We start from the raw sequence: 23,012 nt of genomic DNA on the forward strand, positions 1-23,012 counted from the left end.
GGTTGAATTTATTTATGCAAGTAGCGTGTCTTTTTCTGTATATAGATACCTAGCAATGTTCCTATAATGGCAAAAATTATAATGATAGGTATAGGAGGTAGTTCATAACCTTCTAGCTCATGTACAGTAGCGCTTTTGGGATATAAAAATGATACAGTTAGTGCAAAACTATTATTAAAAAGATGTGCTATAATTGGAAAAACTAAATTTTGGGTCCACCAATAAAAATATCCAAATAAAACGCCTAATAAGAATCTAGGTAAAAACCCATATAGCTGTAAGTGAATAGCACTAAAAATAAAGGCACTTGTTAAAATAGCTATATGTATATTTTGTGTACTCTTAAAAAATAAGTTTTGAAGTATACCCCTAAAGAGTAGCTCTTCACCTATAGCAGGAATTAACCCTATTATTACAATAGCTATTAGTAAATCTTGAATTGATTTAAAATTGGTAAGTAAGTCGGTAAGCTTTTTCAATTCCCATTCCTTTTTTTGTGCCCATGTTTCAAAGGCTTTTAAGTAAGCTGGAAACTTTATATGCACATTCCAGTAAGTAAATACTGTATTAACCATTATAGCAGCTAGTGTTAACCCAATAGTTAGCATAATAAATTGGCTGTAACGCTGTTCTCCTACAAAAAAATAGCGTACAGATTTCTTTTCAATAGAGAAACAATAGAGTAGGGGCGCTATTATAAAAATAGCACTTGCCATGATAGCCTGTGAAATGAGTAAAAAGCTCCTGTAATTTACTTTGTATTTACCTAAAAGGTAATAGGAACTTTTAGCAATAGTGAATAAACCGTTTAAGGCTAATTGTCCTGCTAATACACTTATACATATAACACCTATAAGTGCTACTAGGTAATGCCAAATATTATTTTTCTTATTGGTAGAAGTTAACATGCTATGATTATATTATTGATAAAGTTTTATAGCACAAGTTTGATAAGCATAACTAACCTGTCTATTTTAAATTCTTATTTTGTAAATTTACAAAAATATTATTGTGCTACTAATTAATTTTTTATACGCTCATGGTTAAGATAGGTAACATAGAATTAGGTGAATTTCCTTTGCTATTAGCTCCTATGGAAGATGTGAGCGATCCTCCTTTTAGGGCTGTTTGTAAAGAGAAGGGGGCAGATTTGATGTATACTGAGTTTATATCAGCAGAAGGCCTTATTCGAGAAGCTGATAAAAGCATAAAGAAGCTCGATATCTACGATTATGAGCGCCCTATTGGCATACAAATTTTCGGAGAAAAAATAGAATCTATGCGAGAAGCAGCTGCAATAGCAGAGGCAGCTAGCCCAGCACTGCTTGATATCAATTACGGTTGTCCTGTTAATAATGTTGCTTGCAGAGGTGCTGGAGCGGGTATTTTGTTAGATTTGCCTAAAATGCAAACTATGACAGCAGAGATTGTCAAGCGCGTTTCACTACCTGTAACTGTCAAGACCCGTTTAGGCTGGGATGTTAATTCCATTAAAATTGTAGAGGTAGCACAACGCCTTCAAGATGCAGGAATACAAGCACTTACCATTCATGGGCGTACCCGCCAGCAAATGTATAAAGGCGAGGCTGACTGGTCTTATATTGCTGATGTAAAAAATCATCCAGCTATACGCATTCCTATATTTGGTAATGGTGATATTGATACTCCACAAAAAGCTTTGGCTTACAGGAATGAGTATGGTATTGATGGTATTATGATTGGCAGGGCTAGTATAGGCTATCCATGGATATTTCAAGAGATCAAGCATTTTTTTAAAACGGGTGAGCAGCTTGCTCCACCAGATTTACAAGAAAGAATTGCTACGCTACAAAAGCATTTACAGCATGCCATACAATGGAAAGGGGAACGGACTGGTATTTTAGAAATGCGCAGGCACTACACCAACTATTTAAAAGGGTTGCCCGAAGTGAAAACATATAGGCAAATGTTGGTAGAGGCAGGCGACCTTTTAACTGTAGAGTCTATTTTAGCTGAATTAGTCAATAAGCTTATGGCTGCATAAAAAAGAACAAACCTACCAGAAAAATCTTCTTATTTTTAACTCTTTAAATCCTTTGTGTCTTTATATAATCATATAAAGCTTACTTAATTTTCTGTTTTACTTTTCTTGGATGCATATGAGCTAAAATTTTTGAATACTTATTAGGAGATTAGAAGAACTTATATGTCATGTTATGACGTATAAAATAGCTTTATATAAAAATAGGTATTTTATTTTGGGTGATTCAAATTTATATAATAATTTTACCTCCGTGTTATAGATCTCTTTACAGTAAGATACATAATAATGATTGGAGGAGGAGGCATAGTTAATTTTTCTAATATTTCGGTTCAAACAATAATCCAAAGTTTTCTAAGAGTTCAATTCAAACAATTATTCTAAATTTTCTAATATTTCAATCTAAATAACAATTCAAACTTTTCTAATATTTCATTTCAAACAATAATTCAGAGTTTTCTAAAGGTTTATTTCAAACAACAATTCAAAGTTTTCTTAGAGGCTGTCTAAAAAGCCAAAATGGAGTCATAAAAGCCGCTTAAGCATGATTCTAATCATAACAATTTTAATATGTGTTTCAGAAGACTTGGGATTATGCTCGTAATCTTTAGAGAGCCTCCTAGAAAAACTCAGCCAAGCAAATGTACGCTCGACTATCCATCGCTTTTTTAGAATATGAAACCCATTTGAGAGCCGTTGTACAACTTCTAAAGTATAACCTAGCACCCCATAAGCCCACATTATACATCCTTTCTGGTATCCTCCATCTACCCATATGTGTTTAATAGAAGGGAATGTATTAAAAAGGCGAATAAGCAAAAGATGACATCCTCTTGAGTCTGATAAGTGAGCTGAATGTACTACCACACAAAGTATAAGCCCCAGCGTATCAACAATAATATGCTGCTTACGGCCTTTTACTTTTTTTGCTGCATCATAGCCTCTCGACCCCCTTTTTGTGCTGTTTTAACCGAGCGGCTATCCATAATGGCAGCGCTAGGTATGGCTTGTTTGCCCAACTTTTCTCGTACTTGATCTCGAAGTGTATCATGGACTAAGTCCCATTTACCATTTCTTCGCCAGCGATAATACAAGTCATAAACACTTTTTCAGGGTGGAAAATGGGCAGGTAGCATGCGCCATTGACAGCCTGTTTTTTCTAAATAGAAAATAGCATCTAATACTTCTCTTATAGTGTATTTACGGGGTCGGCAAGGACCTATGTAAGTAACTAATGGTTCTAACACTTCCCATTCCTTATCTGTTAAATCGCTAGTGTATGGCATAGCTGTTAGTTTAAAGTTCACTAACTAATTTTATAAAGTTTTGTCTGCTTTTCCTATCTAAATTACCCTTTTTAGACAGCCTCTAAGAGTTCAATTCAGATAATCATTCTTTAAAATCTTATTAGCCATGTTTACATTATACAATAAAAGACATAGAATAATTGCACTATTATTATTCATTGCTATTCTTTTAGAGAGTTGTGGTAATCCGCTTCCTACTATAGCTCCAACTGTAGTACAGTCTACAGAAGGTGAAGTAGGTACCCAGCAAAGGTTAGGCTTGGATGGAGTTGCAAATGCAAAGCAAACCCATCAAGAGTCCGAAGAAGATAGTGAACAAGAAGAGTATACTGAATCTGAGATAGAAGAAGATGGAAATAGTGAACAGGAAGAGGTTGAAGAAGAAACAATATCTTCATATACAACGCTTATTACTACATATCAATCAGCTAGAAAGGACGAAGTATTTGAGTTCCCATCTGCAATGCCTGCTGATATATATCAACTGGATCAACGAGATAAAGAAATTAGCGAAAGAAAGAAAATACCTTCATATAAGTCACCTATTCATATTGATTTTTCCAAGGAAAGATTTGGTAAGGGGAAAGCAATGTCTTCATATATAATACCTATTGAAATAAGAGGACCACATGAGTCAGACGAGGAGGCAGAAAAGGAAGTAAAAGATGGATCAACAGAACCAAATGAAAGAGAGCAAGAACAGCTAACAAGTGATCAAGGGAAAAAATATTGTTTATTACATACAATTGATCGAATAACAGCAGCATCTATTCACCAAGCCACGGGTTTAGAAATAGATTTCCAGTTAGGTCAGCAAATACATAAAAATTTTATTTTAGGTGAAGGTTCTTTTGGTAAGGTATATTTAGCGCAACAAGAAGATGGGACTTACGTTGCCATCAAAATAGTTCCGGAGGAAAAGATTAAAGAAAAAGAAGCGGAAATTCAGCAAGTGCTTTCTCAATTGCCACATTTGATGAGTGCTTTAGATACATGGAAGGGGAAGAATAAAGACAATCAAGTTACTTTTTATCAAGTAATGCCTTTGGCCGTATTAGGAGATCTTAGAAATATAGATTTAAGTCAGGTAGATACTATTTTTAAAGAGCAGGTGCTTACTTTTCTGTCTTCTCGAATGCTAACGGGCTTAGCAACGATGCATGAAAAAGGTTATTTACATGGGGATCTTAAACCAAGTAATGTAATGCTAGAGCAAGATGTTAACTTGAGAATTATAGATTTTGGATGTAGTGAAGCTTTTACCGGTTTGTATCAAACAAAGGTTAAGGATATGTATCCTGACAATATCAGTCCTGAATATTTTTTAAGTGTGTTAGGATATATTGATGAACAGTTTCATGATCCTAGAAAATTTGATAGTTGGTCAGTAGGTTTGACTTTGTTATATCTAGCCAATAAAAAGTATAAAAAAAGGTATAATCGCCCATTTTATTATAAGACTGTAGCAAAAAGTTGTCGTTCGTATAAAGATTATGAAGATATTATACAGAAAGTTAGTGAGTTAGCCAATCCTGCCGCAGGAAGTATATGGGAGCTTATCCGCGCATTATTAACACCTGATCCCCAAGAGAGACCTACACCTGAAGAAGCTTTAGCATATACTTGCTTCAAACAAACATTACCATCGTCCGTACAAACTTACTTAAAAGATCTAATTCAGCACCAACAAGTAGAGAAGCGAATAAAAAAGTATAAAGTACATATTCCTCGCTTGTTACCTTTATCAAATTTTGCCAAGTATATATCCCGCCCTGAATTAGAAAATCAGCTATTAGCGAGTTTGTTGACTCCCAGCAATAACATGACCGTTTGCCAAGGTAGTGGTGGGGTAGGAAAAAGCGAGCTAGCTAACTATATCATTTACCATAAAGATATTCAAGCACATTTCAATAAGATATACTGGTTTAGTAGTGCAGACAACCCTAACCAGCTACAGGAACAATTTAGATTGCTAGCTATAGATTTAAATTTGATTGATAGGGGGGCAAATTTTGTGGAAGCTAAAGAAGCATTGTTAAAGTATTGGAAGGAAAAGAAAAGCCGAGTGCTGCTTATATTTGATAATGCAGATGAGCCAAAATCATTAAATGCTTATTTGCCTATAGAGGAAGACGTACATGTTTTAATCACTACCCGTGAACCTAGCTGGTCTAATCCAATCAAAATTGGTAGTTTAGATGTTATTCAAGGCCGTGCTTTAGTGAATAAATTACTTGGATGTTCTAATACTGATGCGAATAAGCTTGCTAAATTTTTAGGCTATCTACCTCTATCCATCACCTATGCATGCGCTTATATACGCCGAGAGCAGGTTTCTGTAGATAAGTTTCTAAAAAAGCTTTCTAAGAATTCCAATATTTTAACACAAAACCCTAAGCTCTTTGGACAAGAACTCCCGCACTCGATTGCTACTTTATGGCAAGCAACATTTAAAAAGTTAGAAGAGAGGTGCCCTTTAGCATTACGGGTATTAGAAAGCTTAACTTTTTGTGAGCCGGAAGGAATTCCATATGAACTGTTAGAAGGATTATTTAATGAACTTGATCCTTCTGCAACTAGTGAAGTGCGCCAGATATTAATAGACTATGAGTTGCTCCAAGAAAGAGAAATGCAGCAAGATGGAGAGGTATATAAGTATTTATCCATGCATAGACTCTTACAGCAAGTAGTACAACAAGCAGCAGGCAAGGAGTATTTGAATTCTTGTGAAAGTACTAGTATACTAGGGCAAAAATCATTGAACCCTCTGATACAAGTACTACATAAGTGTATACCTAATGCAAAGCCAGTCCCTGATAAGAATTGGGAGCAAGCAAGATTATATGTTCCGCATGTGGTATCTATCTTAGCAAAAACAGGAGGAAATTTAGAAGAATCGATAGTATTAGCTGAACTGCTTGATTGTATGGGTAGCTATAGTGAAAAAGTACAGAGTAACTACCCGCAGGCCTTGAAGTATTATAGGCAAGCTCATGCAATAAATCGGATATTATACATAGACAATCATCCTGCTAGAGCTGCTTCCCTAAATCACCTAGCATCAGCTCATCGAGGTTTAGGAAAACACAAAGCAGCCTTAACATACCTTGAGAAAGCCCTTGCAATAGAACTGGCGTTGTATCCAGATAATCATTCTCATATAGCGAAGTCTCTGAATAATATAGGATTAATATATAGGGATTTAGGACAATACAAAGAATCCTTAAAATCTTTTGAACAAGCTCTTGCAATGAAGCATCTAACTTATCCAAATAATCACCCTACTATAGCTGCGTCTTTGAATAATATAGGAACAGTTTATAAATCTTTAAGAAAATATGAGGAAGCCTTAAAGTATTATAAACTAGCTCTTGCAATAAAGAAGGCAAACTATCCAGATAATCACCCTTCTATGGCTGCGTCTTTGAATAATCTAGGATCAGTTTATGAAAATTTAAACCAACCTGAGGAAGCCTTTGAATATTATGTGCAAGCCTTTATAATAAATCAGGAGTTTTATACAGATAATCACCCTAATACAGCCCATACGCTGAATGGCATAGGATCGACTTATCGAGCTTTAGGAAGGTATCGAGAAGCCTTAAAATATTATAAGCAAGCCCTTACAATAAATCAGAGATTCTATACACACAATCACCCTAATATAGCTTATACGATGAATGGCATAGGCTCAACTTATCGGGCTTTAGTAGAATATGGGGAAGCGTTGAAATATTGTGAGTAAGTTCTTAGAGCCTGTTCAAGATCTTTGTTCATTAAGTTAATATTTATTAGATTAGAGAGGAAACTAGTCAATAACTTGATAAAAAAGGGACTTATCTATGACTCAAGAGTATTCTACTAATATTAATAGAGAACAATTTGAAGTTATACGCCCTATTTTGGAAGCAGCCCGAAAAAAGACTAAACCTCGCCAGGTAGATTTATATGAGGTATTCTCTGGATTACTGTATCTGCTCAAGACAGGCTGCCAATGGAGAATGTTGCCTAAAGATTTTCCTAAATGGCGTACGGTACATGCTTATTTTCAGATATGGAGTGAAAAGCAAGAAAATGGCATAAGCTTTCTAGAAGAAGCATTAAAAAAATATGGTTGCTCGTCTGAGGAAGCAAGCAGGTAAAGCAGCCCAAACGAGCCTGATTATAGTAGATGCGCAAAGCATAAAGAATACAGATACAGCCAAAGAGAAAGGCTATGATGGAGCTAAAAAGATAAACGGGATCAAGCGCCACATAGCCGTAGACAGCCAAGGCTTACCGCATGGGATATATGTTACACGGGCTAGTGAAACAAATAGAGATGGAGCAGTAACTATGCTTAAAGATCACAAAGAGCAATTAGCTAAGGTAAAGAAGGTGCTCGTAGATGGAGGCTATAGTGGAGAAGTGTTTGCCAACCAAGTAAAAGAAGTCCTTCAGGGAGCGGAAGTAGAAGTAGCTAAAAGGAGCGAATTGCATCGATTTAAGGTAATACCTAAGCGATGGATAGTGGAGCGAAGTTTTGGCTGGCTGGAAAAATGCCGACGCCTATGGAAAAACTGTGAGAGAAGATTAACTACAAGCTTACAAATGGTGGTGCTTGCTTTTCTAAGAATATGCCTACAAAGATTATGAACAGACTCTTACAATAAATCGGGGATTCTATCCAGGTAATCACCCTGCTATAGCTACTTGTATGAATAGTATAGGATCAGTTTATATAGTTTTAGAAAAATATAAAGAAGCCTTAAAGTATTATGGACAAGCTCTTGAAATGAAGCAGGCAATCTATCCAGATAATCACCCTTCTATAATTACTACTTATCGAACTTATCGAAAGCTAGATTTAATTTGTAATGCTTTAGAATAATCTAAGGGAGTTTTATTTATTAACAGCAGGCTTAAATATAAATCAGCTCAATAATATATCTGTGCATATGCCGTTACAGGTGGCTATTGAATCTGATAATATAGAAATTTTATTGCTGTTATTAGAAAAATGAGTGAATATGGGCTAATGGAATAAACCTGGAGGTATTTCGTTTGATATGTCCATTAGATTTCTAATATTAGAATAGACCCGGTGCTAAAAGTTGGTTCAACCAGAAAAAACATGGATAGAAAGCTGATTATTTATCGTTTTGCAGCGGGTCTAAACAGCATATTAGCCTATCAATATCTTGGTTATTCTTCAATGAGTGATAAAATCTTGTGTTTTATGTTTTTCTTAAAATTGGAGAAGGGGTGAAATGTGTTTAAATTGCTTTTAATTAGTTTGCGAAACATATAATAACCAATGCTTGACAAGCTACAGGCTAATTATCAGTAGCTCTCAACAGGCTTAGAATTTAATTGCTATTATAATCTATTACTGGAATTAATTTTGAAATCGTTAGATATACTTTTGTCAGTTTTACTTATATGGGGAGCTTATAGTGGGTTCAGAAGGGGATTTGTATTAGAAATATTTTCTTTAGGAGCATTCTTTCTAGCTACTATTGGGAGTATTAAATTGATGGATTATTTCGCTGGTTTTCTAAAGAAATGTAATGGTAATTTAGGAAGTCTTGCTCCGTATCTTGCTTTTGTATTAATATTTTTAGGTATTGTAGTGGCCATAACGCTTGTTGGTAAGCTTTTTAAATACTTGATCAGTATGACATTACTGGGTTGGGTGGACAGGCTAATGGGCGCTATATTGGGTATTTTTAAATGGGCTTTTTTTGTAAGTACTTTTGTATGGGTAGCTGACTTATTACATTTTAATTTACCGGGCGAGTATTTAAGTGATACATATATTCTTCCTATTATCAAACCATTTGCCCCACGCTTTTTAGGTTGGTTACCTAGCTGGCTGCCTACATTACAAGAATGGTTTAAAAAGTTTAGTGAAACCACTAACAATTTAATGGGATGTTAGTTGTAAAAAAATAGTTGTATAAAAATACTATAAGTGTAACCTCTTGAAGTTATTAAATTAGTATTTTTAAGACTATTTTTATTCTTTTATCTTGTATAGAAAATATTAAATATTCTATTATATCATGGATCTAACGGTTAGGAAGGAGAGTGGCTTTAGTTATATTGAAGAAGGCCAAGGAGAAATACTTTTGCTTTTACATGGCCTTTTTGGTGCCTTAAGCAACTGGGGTCATGTTGTAGCATATTTTTCTAAAAGTTATAGGGTTATTATTCCTCTAATCCCTATCTATGAAATGCCTTTAAAGAAGGCAAATATGGATGGGTTAGTAGAATTTATAGATACATTTATTCAAAGTAAAAAGCTTGAAAAATTTACGCTAGTAGGCAACTCATTAGGCGGACATATTGCTCTCATCTATACTTTGGAAAATCCCGCTAAAGTTTCTAGACTAATACTTACAGGTAGTTCAGGGTTATATGAGAATACAATGGGAGCTTCTTTTATTAAAAGGAACAATTATAACTATATAGCAGAACGAGTAAGGTATACTTTCTATGACCCTGAAATAGTTACAGAAGAATATATTAATGAAGTTTTTAATCTAGTGCAAGATAGTAATAGGGTTCTTCGGATAGTTGCAATTGCCAAGTCTGCACAACGCCATAACTTGGCTGATAGGCTCCCTGAAATTAAAATCAATACACTATTGATCTGGGGACTAAATGATACTATTACACCTCCCTTAGTAGCACACGAGTTTAATACCTTAATACCTAATAGTTTTTTACAGTTTATCGATAAGTGTTGCCACGCACCTATGATGGAGCATCCAGATAAATTCAATCAGATTATGAACCAATTTCTAATAGCTAAAACTTAATTAAATTGATAGAGATTAGCGAGGTTATTTAACAAGCGTAACTAGCAATAGGTGTTGAGTTTCGGACATACATAGTAATCATTTTTATTAACTAGCTAGTTATAATAAAAATTCTCTTGCACTTCTGCACTTCTATGAACAACTATACTTTGGATATTATTGCATTTCTAGGTGGGCAATACTGGACTCGAACCAGTGACCTCCCCGATGTCAACGGGACGCTCTAAACCAACTGAGCTAATCACCCAATAGTCTTGTTGGCACCCAAGTTCAATATAAATAAGGTCAAATGCAAAATTTAAAACTAAAATTGCAAGTTATATAGCTTCTTGGTAGTATATAAGGTGAAAGAACTCAGAGGTAGAAATGAGAATTATGAAGTTAACAGCGCTACAAGTAGTTCGCCAGAAAAGTAGGGTGGTAAATTGAGATATCTATAAATTCGTTGTTAGCTTGCACACAATATGCTCCCTAAAAGATGTGAACATATTTTAATAATAGTTTTATACAAATCTTAAAGCTTACGAAAATTTTTTAAAAATAATAACTATAACTATGTAGGGATTGCTGTATTACTGCTATCAGTTATAGCAACTTCTTGTGGTACATGTCGAGACAATAAAAACGGTAATGGAGATACCGCACCAAATTTAACACTTATTACTGAAGAAATGATTACTGCAGCACAAGCTGACGGTATTCTTTTTCTGTACGTATTCACGGGTCTGCCAATGCTAGTAACAGGTTATTTTAAATATAAAAAGCACTTTTGTTGCTAAGAATAAAACACGAAGCAACTATAAAATTAACCATATACTAACCATCAACAATAGTTTTATAGCTAGATGCTAAATAGAATATGTGCTTTTGGCTCATCTTAAAGATAGTAGACTCGTGAACGCATACCGTTTCTCTGTTAATTAAAGTGTGCCATAACAATTTTATGGCGGTCTACCTTGTGTACAATTGCTATACTACTTGATAGAGTTTATAGAATTCTTGTTAGGTGTAGTATAATAGAATACACATGATTTAAAGATTAATTTTTAATCATGCTCCTGTTGTACCGGTAATAAAGTTATTTCTTTAATTATATATTTAGAAAGCCGGCTGCCTACTGCTTTCCACCCTTTAACAGGTAAATCTCCTAAATCATAAATTAAATTCTGTGTGGCTTCACCAACTGCTATACTATACTCCATACATATTTGTGGGGTTGCAGTAACCGTGGCTATTATAAGTTTGGAATTTCTAGCTTCTGAAATGAAGCAGAATTTTTTATCTAGCACAGTAGTTTCTATATGAAAACGTTTTACATAATGTTGTTTAGTTTTTCCATCATAATAAACTGCTGATACAATACATTTAGGATCAAACTTCTCTAAAAGTATAACTTGATCTGGCTCATAGTGGTTGGTAAGGGCATAATTAGTAAGCATGTATTGTCCACTTTGTAAGAGTAATAATACGCGATCATCTTCCTTAAAGGTTCCTAGCCATTTGCCTCTATTCTCTGTATTTAGCTTTCCTATGTGCTCATCATACCAAACTTCTAATGCTCCCAATGTAGACTGGCCTGCAACTTTAAGTTGTATTTTTTTGATTGTGTATTTGGTTAGTATATTACCCTGGCTGTTTCTTCCTTTTATTTGTAAGCTAGCAAAATCAAAATCAATAACTTTATTGCGTGCCGGACTATTAGGTGATAAAATTACTGTAACAACTTCTGCATTTCCATTAGGGTTGTCAGTTAGGTATAATATGCGTGAACCAGTACTGCCGATAGTTACATCATATTCTTTATCACGAATAATGCCAAGCATCTGGAACCTTTTTGCCCTCGCTATACCTGTTTTGCCATCTATATAAATTAGGTTATAGACACGACGTTCATCATTCTTTTTATAGACAGCAGCATGAATAATATCTTTTCCAACAAATACTTTTTCTGCTATTTTAACTACAAGGCACTTCCCATCTTTTCTGAAAACAATAACATCGTCTAAGTCTGAGCAATCTCCAATTAGTTCATCCTTTTTTAACCCATATCCTATAAATCCTTGTTTGCGATTAATATATAGTTTTTGATTGTTGGCTACTACAGCATGAGCTTCTATGGTATCAAAGGTCCTGATTTCAGTCTTGCGCTCTTTACCAGCTCCATACTTTTTTAGTAGGTTTTTGAAATATTGAATAGTAAAGGTTGTTAGGTGTTGTAAATGATGTTCTACTTCGGCTAATTCTTTCTCTAATACAAGTAGTGCATCTTCAGCCTTTTGGCTATCGTATTTAGATATACGCTTAATTTTAATTTCTGTAAGCCTTACAAGATCGTCTTCTATAATCGCCCTATAAAATTGTTTTTTGTAAGGTTCTAATCCTTGGTCAATGGTTAGCAGTACTTGTTCCCAAGTTTCACTTTCTTCTATATCTCTATAAATCCGCTTTTCAATGAAAAGCTTTTCTAAAGAAGCAAACAGAATTTTTTCTTGTAAATTCTTATGTTGGAGAGTTAATTCTTGCTGTAAAATATCTTTGGTGCGGTAAGTATTGTATTCCAGCAATTCATTAACTCCTATAAAGGTTGGCTTTTCATCTTTAATTACACAGGTATTGGGTGAAATACCTATTTCACAATCTGTAAATACATACAGTGCATCCAAGACCACATCAGGGGATTGGCCAGGAGCCAAGTGAACCAATATTTCTACATCTTCTGCTGTATTGTCGATTACTTGTTTGATTTTAATTTTACCTCTTTCATAAGCTCGTATAATAGACTCAATGAGGCTGTTAGTGGTAGTCCCATAGGGGATTTCACGTATGGCTAGGGTCTTTTTATCTAGAATTTCAATACGAGCTCTTAGGCGTATTCTGCCACCTCTTTTACCTTCGTTATAAGCAGAACAATCTACCAAGCCGCCTGTAGGAAAGTCTGGTAACAAATTGGTAGTTTTTCCTTGGAGTACAGCAATAGCTCCTTCTATCAGTTCACAAAAGTTGTGCGGTAATATTTTGGTGGCTAAGCCAACGGCAATGCCTTCTGCTCCTTGCGCTAAAAGCAACGGAAACTTAATAGGAAAAGTAACTGGTTCTTTTTTTCTGCCATCATAGCTTAGCTGCCAAGATGTAATCTGTGGGCTGTATAAGATAGCATGCGCTAGGGAAGAAGGTCTTGCTTCAATATAACGGGCAGCTGCAGCACTGTCGCCTGTACGGATATCTCCCCAGTTACCCTGCATATCTATTAATAATTCTTTTTGACCCAAATTGATGATCGCTTCGGCAATAGAAGCATCTCCATGAGGATGGTATTGCATGGTTTGCCCAATGATATTTGCTACTTTGTTATAGCGCCCATCATCCATTTCCTTCATTGCATGTAAGATTCTGCGTTGAACGGGCTTAAGCCCATCTTCAATGGCTGGTACAGCTCTTTCTAAGATTACATAGGAGGCATAGTCCAAAAACCAGCTTTGGTACATATCGCCTATGGGAGTAAGATCATGAATAGTAGCGTTATGAGGAATGATTTCTTCTGACATAGTGATTCTTATTGCGCATTTGGCCTATGTAATAAATTTAACTACGATTTTTGTTTTAAAAAAGTATGGTGATGGTTATTGTGTAGAATAGGGCCTTGTGATACACACTTAAGCTAATAATATTAGCTTGCGCAGTATAATCTTATGATTCTAAAAAGTCATCTGCTAAGCTTTTAAAAGTGGGATCTTATGGTATCTGCCTTTATTAAACTATTATGAAGGATTAACCAATATTAAAAAACCTTTTAAGCCAAGATTTATCCTCATCTCCTTTTTCGTTAATAAGTCCAATAATTTCATTTTTTACGCGATTTATTAAAGTATTCAAGCTATTTAATTTAGTGTTTAATTCTTGTTGCATATCAGACTTGGCTTCGGATATTTTATCACTATTAACTTCTTCGGATTGTTTAAGAGCTTCATTAATTTGTTCTTGAAGTTTATTGATAGACTTATTAACTTGTTCAGCAGCAGCGTTTGTAGCAATCTCGGCATGTACTTTAGCTTGTGTAGCAGCTTTTTCAGCTTCTTCGATAGCTCCTGCTTTAGCTTTTATTGCTAAATCTGCTTGTTTTTTAGCCTCTTTAGCTTGCTCTGTAGCATCTTCTACTTGCTTCTTAACAGCTTCTTTAGCGACTTTAATAGCTTCCTCTTTAACTTTTGCTACCAAATCTGCCTGCTTTTTATCTTCTTCGATAGCTTCTTGTTCAGCTTTTTTTCTAGCAGTTTCTTCTTTGGCTAACTTTTTAGCTTGTTTTTGTTGTGCTTTTTCTTGAGCTTTCTTTTTAATTTGCTCTACTTGCTTCATGGCTTTAGTAGCTTCTTTTTCTGCAGCTTGTTGAGCCTCTATTGCTTCATTTCTAGCTGTTTTTGCTTCTTCACTAGCAGTATTGGCTTGTGTAGCAGCGTTTGTAGCAGTCTCTGCATCATCTTTAGCTTGTTTGGTAGCTTTTTCTGTAGCTTCTTGGGCCTTTATTGCTTCTTCACTAGCAGTATTAGCTTGATCTCTTGCTGCCTCGGCTTGTTGTTGAGCTTTCTCTGCTTCATTTCTAGCTGCTTTTGTTTCTTCACTAGCAGTATTAGCTTGATCTCTTGCTGCCTCGGCTTGTTGTTGAGCTTTTTTTGCTTCATCACTAGCTGTTTTTGCATCGCCACTAGCAGTATTGGATTGATCTCTTGCTGCCTCGGCTTGTTGTTGAGCTTTCTCTGCTTCATTTCTAGCTGCTTTTGCTTCTTCACTAGCAGTATTAGCTTGATCTCTTGCTGCCTCGGCTTGTTGTTGAACTTTCTCTGCTTCATTTCTAGCTGCTTTTGCTTCTTCACTAGCAGTATTGGCTTGATCTCTTGCTGCTTTGGCTTGTTGTTGAGCTTTTTTTGCTTCATCACTAGCTGTTTTTGCATCGCCACTAGCAGTACTAGCTTGTTCTTTTGCTGCTTTGGCTTGTTGTTGAGCTTTTTCTGTAGCTTCTTGGGCCTTTATTACTTTATCGTTAGCAGTATTGGCTTGATCTCTTGCTGCCTCGGCTTGTTGTTGAGCTTTTTCTGTAACTTCTTGGGCCTTTATTGCTTCATCGCTAGCTGTTTTTGCTTCCTTACTAGCAGTACTAGCTTGTTCTTTTGCTGCTTTGGCTTGTTGTTGAGCTTTTTCTGTAGCTTCTTGGGCCTTTATTACTTTATCGTTAGCAGTATTGGCTTGATCTCTTGCTGCCTCGGCTTGTTGTTGAGCTTTTTCTGTAACTTCTTGGGCCTTTATTGCTTCATCGCTAGCTGTTTTTGCTTCCTTACTAGCAGTATTAGCTTGTTCAACAGCTTTGTTAGCAGCCTCTACATTACTTTTGACTTGTTGTTGAGCTTTTTCTATAGCTTCTTGGGCATTTATTGCTTCATTTCTAGCTGTTTTTGCTTCCTTACTAGCAGTATTGGCTTGATCTCTTGCTGTCTCGGCTTGTTGTTGAGCTTTCTCTGCTTCATTTCTAGCTGCTTTTGCTTCTTCACTAGCAGTATTAGCTTGATCTCTTGCTGCCTCGGCTTGTTGTTGAGCTTTTTCTGCCTCATCGCTAGCTGTTTTTGCATCGCCACTAGCAGTACTAGCTTGGTCTTTTGCTGCCTTGGCTTGTTGTTGAGCCTGTGCGCTAATAAATTCTGTTAGTTCTTCTTTAACCTTATCAATGGCTTTTTGTAACCCTTCAATTTTTTGTTCTATACTACTAGTATCTGTATGAGATTTAGCAGCTTGTCTTATTTCCTTTAACAGCTCTTGAAGCTTATCTTCAAAGCTTTCTAATTCTTCTTGTAGCTGCGTTTGATTTACATAATAGTCTATCGATTGTAGTAATGCTGCCAGTTGATCTTTTATTGGAACAATGTCAGCTTTTATTGTGGATAGCTCAGTCTCTAAGGTTGTCAAATCTTGGGTAGAGGTAATATTAAGATGCGCTAACAGTTTAGCTAGTTTCTTACTTATTTTATCTATCTGTTGAGATAAATTATAGACAGATGCTGAATGTTTATCTGTTTTTTCTCTGTTAAGTTTTAGTTTTTCTTCTAACTCTCGAATCCTTGCTTCAAGCCGCTCTAATTGTAGCTGTTCTTCTAAATTAGGATTATGATAATTTTGGCAACCGAAGCATATAAATGCTAGGAGAAAGCTGATAATTCTTATGTAGGTCAGGCGAAGCATAGGATTGATTTTTGAAGGGCTTAGACATAAATAAGATATAATATGTTGTTGCAAACTTACTGATTTATTGCTTATAAACCATGTATGCTTGTTAACGATTATTGTATTGAGGTATATGATTATATTCTTCAAAAGAACGAAAATGTTCTTATTTATATTTTGTATTGCTTGCCTTATCCTATTTAAGCTAACTAATATAATATAAGCATAGCTTGCCAATTTTAGGTAAGGAATTAGTGCCTATATATCCATTGATATGTCAATCCTATTCCACAAACAAGCTGATTGAGAAATACTGATTTTAGTGCTGGTCGGTTATTAAATTAAGCATTATGGCATACATACTGTAGTGCTTAGTATAGCTTATTCTAATTCTAATAGTTGTGTTCCTCCTTTTATGCTCTTCATTTTATGAGCTATCTGGCTAGCTTTATCTGCTTGATCAAGTCTTGTATAAAGGGTATGGAGTGATTTTAAAATGGGTAAGTTTTTAGGATTTATTTTATGCGCTGTCTTAAAGTGATGTAGCGACTTTTCTAAATATCCATTTGCATCCTCAATAATTTCTTTGCCGGTTTGTTGAAAAGATTCTTCATCCATATCTGTTATGCTATTGATAATGGCTGCGCCTTGGTTATAGTATAGTGAAGCTAGTTGAGAAATTGGTTCTAGCTGGAGAGGAGCTAATTCAAAAGCTTTTTGATAATGCAAAGCTGCTTTTTCCCATTCATCTGTTAGTATATATAAATAGGCTAATTGATAATGTGCAATAGGATTGATTGAATTTTCTTGTAGATGGGCAGATAATTGTACTTGCCAATTTCCTAGTTGGTTAGTTTGTGTTAGTAAGTGACACTTTTCTGCTATTAGGTCGATATCCCACGGATATTGTTGCATTCCTTGATATAAAATTGCCAAAGCACTATCCTTATTTTTTAAATAATTAGCTGTTAGATTAGCAAATGCTCGGTATACGGCTGGTTCAGCATAGCCGTTCTGTATATATCTTGCATAATGTTGCAAGGACATTTCATATTTATCAGCCTGGTGGGCAACAATAGCTGTATATAGTAGAGTATGACGAGCATTATCATTAATCTGATTACATATAGATAGCTGTTCTAGTGCTTCTTCAAAAGCTTCTACCTTATAATATTGTACACTGCGATTTAAATAGTAAGTCCATAATCCCTGTAAATTAATCTGTGCAAAGCTATGGTACTGAGACCTTTTTTTGCCGAGATTCATTGCTTTTTGATAAGAATTTAATGCTTTTGCTAGATAATTTGGTGCAGCATCAGAGGTTATATTCTTACGCATCAGTTGATCATAGATGATACCATGATAGTACCAGCTACTAGCTTGCTTTTGATATTTAGCATCTTGTAATAATGCATCAATTTGGATTTGGGCTTTTTCAAACTTTTGTTGATCAAATGCTCGAATTGCCTGTTTAATGCTAGCTGGTAATCCAAAGAGGGGAGAGGCGATAAAAGTTACCCCAATTGCTAATATTAAGCACTTAAAATGGTATTTATAAAGCAGCATAAACTTTGCATTATTTATTATAAGTTTTCTGTAATCTTAGCAATAGAGGTAATGGCATCCCCTTCATTAAGACGGATAAGTCGTACACCTTGCGTATTCCTGCCCATAATTCTTAAGGTACTAACCTCTATTCGAATGGCTATTCCTGATGTATTAATGATAAGCAGTTCATCTGCATCAGTTACCGCTTCAATGGCAGCTAGTGCACCAGTTTTTTCTGTTATATTGAGTGTTTTAACACCTTTGCCACCTCGTTTAGTAATTCTGTAATCTGCTACGGCAGAGCGTTTTCCAACGCCTTTTTCAGCTACTACTAGTAGCTCAATATCAGGTTTATATACCGTTACCATACCTACTACCCGGTCTTCAGGACCTGCTAATGTAATGCCTCTTACACCAGTGGATACCCTACCCATGGAACGAACATCACGTTCGTGGAAATGAATAGCTCTTCCTGAGCGTAATGCTATAATAACATGGTTATCTCCTTTAGTTAGCTTTACAGTTAATAACCGATCTCCTTCATTTATTTTGATTGCCTGTATACCATTTGTTCTAGGATTGATATAAGCATCTAAAGGTGTCTTTTTAATGACGCCTTGTACAGTACACATTAAAATATAGCGGCTGTTTACATAAGTCTCATCTTTTAGGTTTCTTACTTTAATAACACTTTGTACTTGGTCGCCTGGTGCTATTGGTATTAGATTTTGTATGGCTCTACCTTTAGACGACTTGCTTCCTTCAGGTAAGGTGTAAACTTTTTTCCAAAAGACCTTTCCGAGCGTTGTAAAGATTAATAGATATTGATGTGTTGAAGCTACAAATAAGTGAGTAATATAGTCATCTTCTTTTGTTGCTGTGCTGCGTGCACCCACACCTCCTCTGTTTTGTATTCTATACTCTGAAAGAGGAGTCCTTTTAATATAGCCTTGCTGAGAAATAGTGATTACCATATCTTCTTCAGCAATCATATCTTCTAGCGTAATATCGTCTGTATTATGTTCTATTACCGTTCTTCTAGCGTCTCCATATTGTTCCTTAAGTTCTGCAAGTTCATTTTTAATAAGGGTCATTTGTAAGTCTCGATCACTTAAGATTAACTGAAGGCGCTCTATGAGCTGGGTTGTTTCGCGGTGCTCTTGTAAGATTTTGTCACGCTCCATCCCTGTTAAGCGCTGTAGACGTAATTCTAAGATTGCCTTAGCTTGTTGTTCGCTTAGCTGGTAGGTTTGTATTAGGCCTTGTTTAGCAGCTTCTGCATCTCTGGATGAGCGGATAAGGCTTATGATAGCATCTAAGTTATCTAGTGCAATAAGGTATCCCTCTAAAATATGTAGTCTTTTTTGCGCCTGGTTTAGTTCATATTTTGTTTTCCTTAATAATACCTCGTGTCTGTGTGCTACAAAGTGTTGAATGAGTTCTTTCAGGTTAAGCGTCTGAGGCTTCCCTGCAACAAGTGCTACATTATTAACACCAAAAGAAAATTGCAGTGAGGTATTCTTATATAAGTTATTGAGCACAACTTGTCCAATGGCATCTCTTTTAAGGTCGTATACAATACGCAAGCCATCCTTATCAGATTCATCGCGTATATCTGAAATACCTTCTATTTTTTTTTCATTGACAAGTTGAGCTGTTCTTTCTATGAGCATTGCCTTATTAACCATATACGGAATCTCTGTAACAATGATTTGCTCTTTGCCGGTTGGCGTTGTTTCAATAGTAGCTTTGGCACGCATTAAGACTTTACCTCTTCCTGTTCTGTAGGCTTCTCGAATGCCTTGAGATCCATAGATAATACCCCTGGTCGGAAAATCAGGGCCTTGGATATATTGCATAAGTTCCTCTATGGTTATATCATTGTTATTGATATAGGCTATTATACCTTCTATGACTTCGGTGAGGTTATGGGGAGGCATATTGGTAGCCATACCTACTGCAATACCAGAACTGCCATTGATAAGTAGTTGAGGTAGCTTTGCTGGTAATACGGTAGGCTCTTGGAGAGAGTCATCAAAGTTAGTTTGAAAGTCTACAGTATCTTTGTTAAGGTCTGCCAACATTTCTTCGGCTGTGCGTGCAAGCCGAGCTTCTGTATAACGCATGGCTGCAGGCCCGTCGCCATCAATAGAACCAAAGTTACCTTGTCCCTGGACTAAGGGATAGCGTAGGCTCCAATCTTGTGCCATACGTACCATGGCATCATACACAGAAGCATCGCCATGAGGATGGTATTTACCTAATACTTCCCCCACTATTCTAGCAGACTTTTTAAAAGGCTTATTATGGGTTACGCCCAACTCATGCATACCATAGAGTACCCTGCGATGTACAGGCTTAAGTCCATCTCTTACATCTGGTAGCGCCCTAGCAATGATTACTGACATAGAATAATCTATGTAGGCTGTGCGCATCTCATCTACAATATTAATGGGAATAATATTTTCTTGTGGTTCTATAGCCATTTTATATAAGGTTAACAAATAAGTGGCAATTTACTCATTTTTTTATAAAATGTCACATTATATCTTACTAGAAGAGAAGATAGATGGTGTACTTTTTTAAAGCTCTTGCTTGCTTGTTTGTATGTAGCTAGCGTATTATGAATTTAAAATCTATCAAGCTTGTTTCAGTAGGCTTGTGGCTTGGTTATCGAAATTAAAAAATACTTTCTTTATTATGGCTTAAGCTTACTGAGCTCAAAACCTTGAGAATTAATGAATAAAAATGAAAAATAAAGACCCTATTAATTTACCATAGCTTTACCCATTAATATTGATTCTATGATTGGTGTGATCTGTATCAATCTTATTTTAACAATAATCAAATATATTTTCCAAAACTTATAAAACCTAGCAGTAAAACTTATTTAGGGATATAGGATATGGAGTCTGTTAAACTTGGTGATTAGATGTAGCTTTTTAACATCAAAATATAGCATTCTTATAATTTCCTAATCGATTGTTTATATATCACTCTGCCCAAGTTACCTCTTGAGGTGTTCCTAAAATTATTTCTTGCTGCTTATCTCCATTCTGTTGGGTATAAAATAAGGTGAATCTAAATGTAACAGAATTTTCTGTGGCTCTAGGCTCTATCCATATTTTAGGAAATGGCAAATTGCTCCCAGTATTAATTATTTTCTTCCTGTCCGTTGGTATTACATTAACTGAGTTTAGTATGTTGCCAGTTATAAATATATTCTGGGTGTTTATTCCTACATATTTTTGTCCATTTTTCCCAAATGTTCCCAAACGGCTTTGCTTATTACCTAAACGTTCTATTTTTAGTTGTAGAATATCTTTATCCTCGTCTGATAGAGTATCTCCTTGATTATTTAAAGTAAGCTGAATCTCTTTCTCATTACCCTTTATTTCTTTCTTATCTATTTGAAGTGCTACCTTTATATGTTTGGGTTCCCAAATAATAGTTGTAGGGATATTATTTATTGGAGTTAACTTACCGTTACTATCCTTGCAAAGTTGAATTTGGTATTCAACTTTTTTCTCTTTTAAAGGACATAAATGCAAAGTTTTTTGATTAGAGATTTGAAATTCATAATCTCTAATTGCTAATAAGCCTGCACCAGTACCAGCAACAGTATTATGATCAAGCCTAATGGTATATCCGTTTTTACCATCATCGTAGCCTTGCTGCTGCAGTTCTTTAATTATAGCTGTACCTTGAATTAGACTAAAGTGTAGATATAAACTAGGTTGATCATTATAAATATATTCATCTCCTTGGTTAAATATTACCAATTCAAAATTTTGGTTATTTCCTCGTAATACTTTCCTGTTTTCTCCCACGGCTTTTCCATTTTTTACGGATGCGACCATAACGTCTAAATCAACTTTACCTTCTCGACGGTCCCAAGTGGCTTGTTCTATTTTTTGATAGTAATTTATTTTGGGTTCCATAGATGCCATATAAACCAAGTTCTATTGACTGGGATGTATGAGGATTAAATTTTTTCTCTTCTATCTGTTCTATTGTTATATTTACTGCTTCACCTTTTTGTAAAACCTTATCAGTTGATAGGAGGTCGCTTAAACTGATTTGTGCCTCTTTTACGTTAATAGGCTTCCCATTTACTTTTAAACTAATATTCAAACCTGATAAATTCCGATTCCAGACCTTTAAGATAGCCTCACTAGCATTTATTGTATCACCTTCATTTTTGATCTTAAACTGTAGCGGAGCCTTGTAAGAAAGCTCTTTTTTGGGTAGACCTTGGAAACTGAGCATTATATTTTTGGATATCCACTTAATAGTTGGACTTACCCATTGCATATTATGATGCTTTAACACAAGCTTTACAGTAGCTTCTGTGCAATTGTTAGTGTTAGCTAGCTGGAGTTTGATATTACTTATAATTTCGTTGGGTGCTAACTCTCTGGGCATACTTTCTCCTAAAATTTCTTGTAGGGTTAAGCTTTTATGGATATTTTTTCCATTAAAGTAAAATATAGGTGTATTGCTACTCAATAATTGAGTATTACTAACCTCATGGGTTAAAGTAATTTCATCGGTTTTTACCGTATCACCTAGGTTATGTATGGATATAGATAATTCTTTATAGCCTGATATCTGTTTATTTTCTAAGCCTACAAAAGATAAATTAGTAACTTTATTATCCCATTTGATAATCTTTTTATCTAGTTCTTCAATTACTCCATCTTTTTCTTTTGTAAGTAATAAAGTTATTTCAGAATCTTTCTTGTCATCCGAATCACTATATAAACATAAATCTAAACGTAAGTCTTGCATTAAGCTTCCTGTAAGGAAGTCAGTAAGTCTGGCACTTTGAAAAGGTTTATTATTAATCCTAAATATTACATTATTAGTGGATTGTATGCTTAATTTTATATTATCCCAGTTAATTGCTTTAGTCTTTGGTACTGCTATTATCTTTAGTATTTCATTTCCCTTTATATGGTCTTTTATATCGTTATTAATAATTAAACTTGCATTTTTGGCAATATAATTCCAACGCATAGGTTGTGTGCTCGCTAACTGCTGGCCACCTTTTGCTAAGATCCATAGAACTGCTGCGAAAAAGATTGACAAAGAAGATAAAAAGGGTTAAGATGTAATTCTTGTTAT

At 35.2% G+C, this 23,012-nt stretch carries 13 protein-coding genes, 1 tRNA gene and 1 pseudogene; 6 read left to right on the top strand and 9 right to left on the bottom strand.

The annotated features are described in order from the left end of the window. Nucleotides 1-8 precede the first annotated feature (8 nt). Nucleotides 9-908, bottom strand: a complete 900-nt coding sequence (locus AASI_RS04190) for a CPBP family intramembrane glutamic endopeptidase (RefSeq protein ID WP_012472960.1) — start codon at nt 906-908, stop codon at nt 9-11. A 131-nt stretch (nt 909-1,039) separates the two neighbouring features. Between AASI_RS04190 and dusB the strand changes: the two genes are divergently transcribed. Next, a complete protein-coding gene (gene dusB / locus AASI_RS04195) occupies nt 1,040-2,023 on the top strand; it encodes a tRNA dihydrouridine synthase DusB (protein WP_012472961.1) in 984 nt (327 codons plus the stop codon). Nucleotides 2,024-2,545: 522 nt separating this feature from the next. On the opposite strand, the pseudogene AASI_RS08125 reads toward dusB, so the two are convergent. Continuing rightward, nucleotides 2,546-3,306, bottom strand: a pseudogene (locus tag AASI_RS08125) (IS5-like element ISCaa9 family transposase). Between the two features lie 127 nt (nt 3,307-3,433). Here AASI_RS08125 and AASI_RS04210 point away from each other — a divergent pair. The 5 genes from AASI_RS04210 to AASI_RS04230 all read left to right on the top strand — a co-directional run bounded on the left by AASI_RS04210 (nt 3,434) and on the right by AASI_RS04230 (nt 10,130). Further along, nucleotides 3,434-7,072 (top strand): tetratricopeptide repeat-containing protein kinase family protein, encoded by a 3,639-nt coding sequence (locus AASI_RS04210; RefSeq protein ID WP_012472962.1) that lies wholly within the window; start codon nt 3,434-3,436, stop codon nt 7,070-7,072. 97 nt (nt 7,073-7,169) lie between these two features. Next, nucleotides 7,170-7,962 (top strand): IS5-like element ISCaa8 family transposase gene (locus AASI_RS04220; protein ID WP_148204952.1). Its coding sequence is split into 2 segments (ribosomal slippage): nt 7,170-7,430 and nt 7,432-7,962, totalling 792 coding nucleotides; the frame shifts between segments, so codons are not numbered across the junction. A gap of 13 nt (nt 7,963-7,975) precedes the next feature. Continuing rightward, a complete protein-coding gene (locus AASI_RS08130; RefSeq protein ID WP_083758826.1) occupies nt 7,976-8,197 on the top strand; it encodes a tetratricopeptide repeat protein in 222 nt (73 codons plus the stop codon). Nucleotides 8,198-8,710: 513 nt separating this feature from the next. Next, on the top strand, nt 8,711-9,247 hold the full coding sequence (locus AASI_RS04225; RefSeq protein WP_012472965.1) for a CvpA family protein: 537 nt from the start codon (nt 8,711-8,713) through the stop codon (nt 9,245-9,247). 124 nt (nt 9,248-9,371) lie between these two features. Next, the gene (locus tag AASI_RS04230; RefSeq protein WP_012472966.1) at nt 9,372-10,130 is read left to right on the top strand and encodes an alpha/beta fold hydrolase; all 759 of its coding nucleotides are present in this window, start codon (nt 9,372-9,374) and stop codon (nt 10,128-10,130) included. Between the two features lie 172 nt (nt 10,131-10,302). Here the strand turns inward: AASI_RS04230 and AASI_RS04235 are convergent. From AASI_RS04235 to AASI_RS04265, 7 genes are all read right to left on the bottom strand, one after another. Then, a tRNA-Val gene (locus AASI_RS04235) sits at nt 10,303-10,377 on the bottom strand. A gap of 799 nt (nt 10,378-11,176) precedes the next feature. After that, nucleotides 11,177-13,675, bottom strand: a complete 2,499-nt coding sequence (locus tag AASI_RS04240; RefSeq protein ID WP_012472967.1) for a DNA gyrase/topoisomerase IV subunit A — start codon at nt 13,673-13,675, stop codon at nt 11,177-11,179. A 223-nt stretch (nt 13,676-13,898) separates the two neighbouring features. Continuing rightward, nucleotides 13,899-16,409 (bottom strand): hypothetical protein, encoded by a 2,511-nt coding sequence (locus AASI_RS08810; RefSeq protein WP_187146236.1) that lies wholly within the window; start codon nt 16,407-16,409, stop codon nt 13,899-13,901. Between the two features lie 309 nt (nt 16,410-16,718). Then, the gene (locus AASI_RS04250; RefSeq protein WP_012472969.1) at nt 16,719-17,903 is read right to left on the bottom strand and encodes a tetratricopeptide repeat protein; all 1,185 of its coding nucleotides are present in this window, start codon (nt 17,901-17,903) and stop codon (nt 16,719-16,721) included. 17 nt (nt 17,904-17,920) lie between these two features. Next, entirely contained in the window at nt 17,921-20,371 is a 2,451-nt protein-coding gene (gyrA, locus tag AASI_RS04255; RefSeq protein ID WP_012472970.1) for a DNA gyrase subunit A, read from the bottom strand. A gap of 507 nt (nt 20,372-20,878) precedes the next feature. Beyond that, on the bottom strand, nt 20,879-21,826 hold the full coding sequence (locus AASI_RS04260; RefSeq protein WP_012472971.1) for a hypothetical protein: 948 nt from the start codon (nt 21,824-21,826) through the stop codon (nt 20,879-20,881). Continuing rightward, the gene (locus AASI_RS04265) at nt 21,762-22,976 is read right to left on the bottom strand and encodes a hypothetical protein (RefSeq protein WP_012472972.1); all 1,215 of its coding nucleotides are present in this window, start codon (nt 22,974-22,976) and stop codon (nt 21,762-21,764) included. Before AASI_RS04265 ends, AASI_RS04260 begins: the two co-directional genes overlap by 65 nt. Nucleotides 22,977-23,012 lie beyond the last annotated feature (36 nt).

Origin of the sequence: Candidatus Amoebophilus asiaticus 5a2, assembly GCF_000020565.1 — a bacterium.
GTDB classification, from domain to species: Bacteria; Bacteroidota; Bacteroidia; order Cytophagales; family Amoebophilaceae; genus Amoebophilus; species Amoebophilus asiaticus.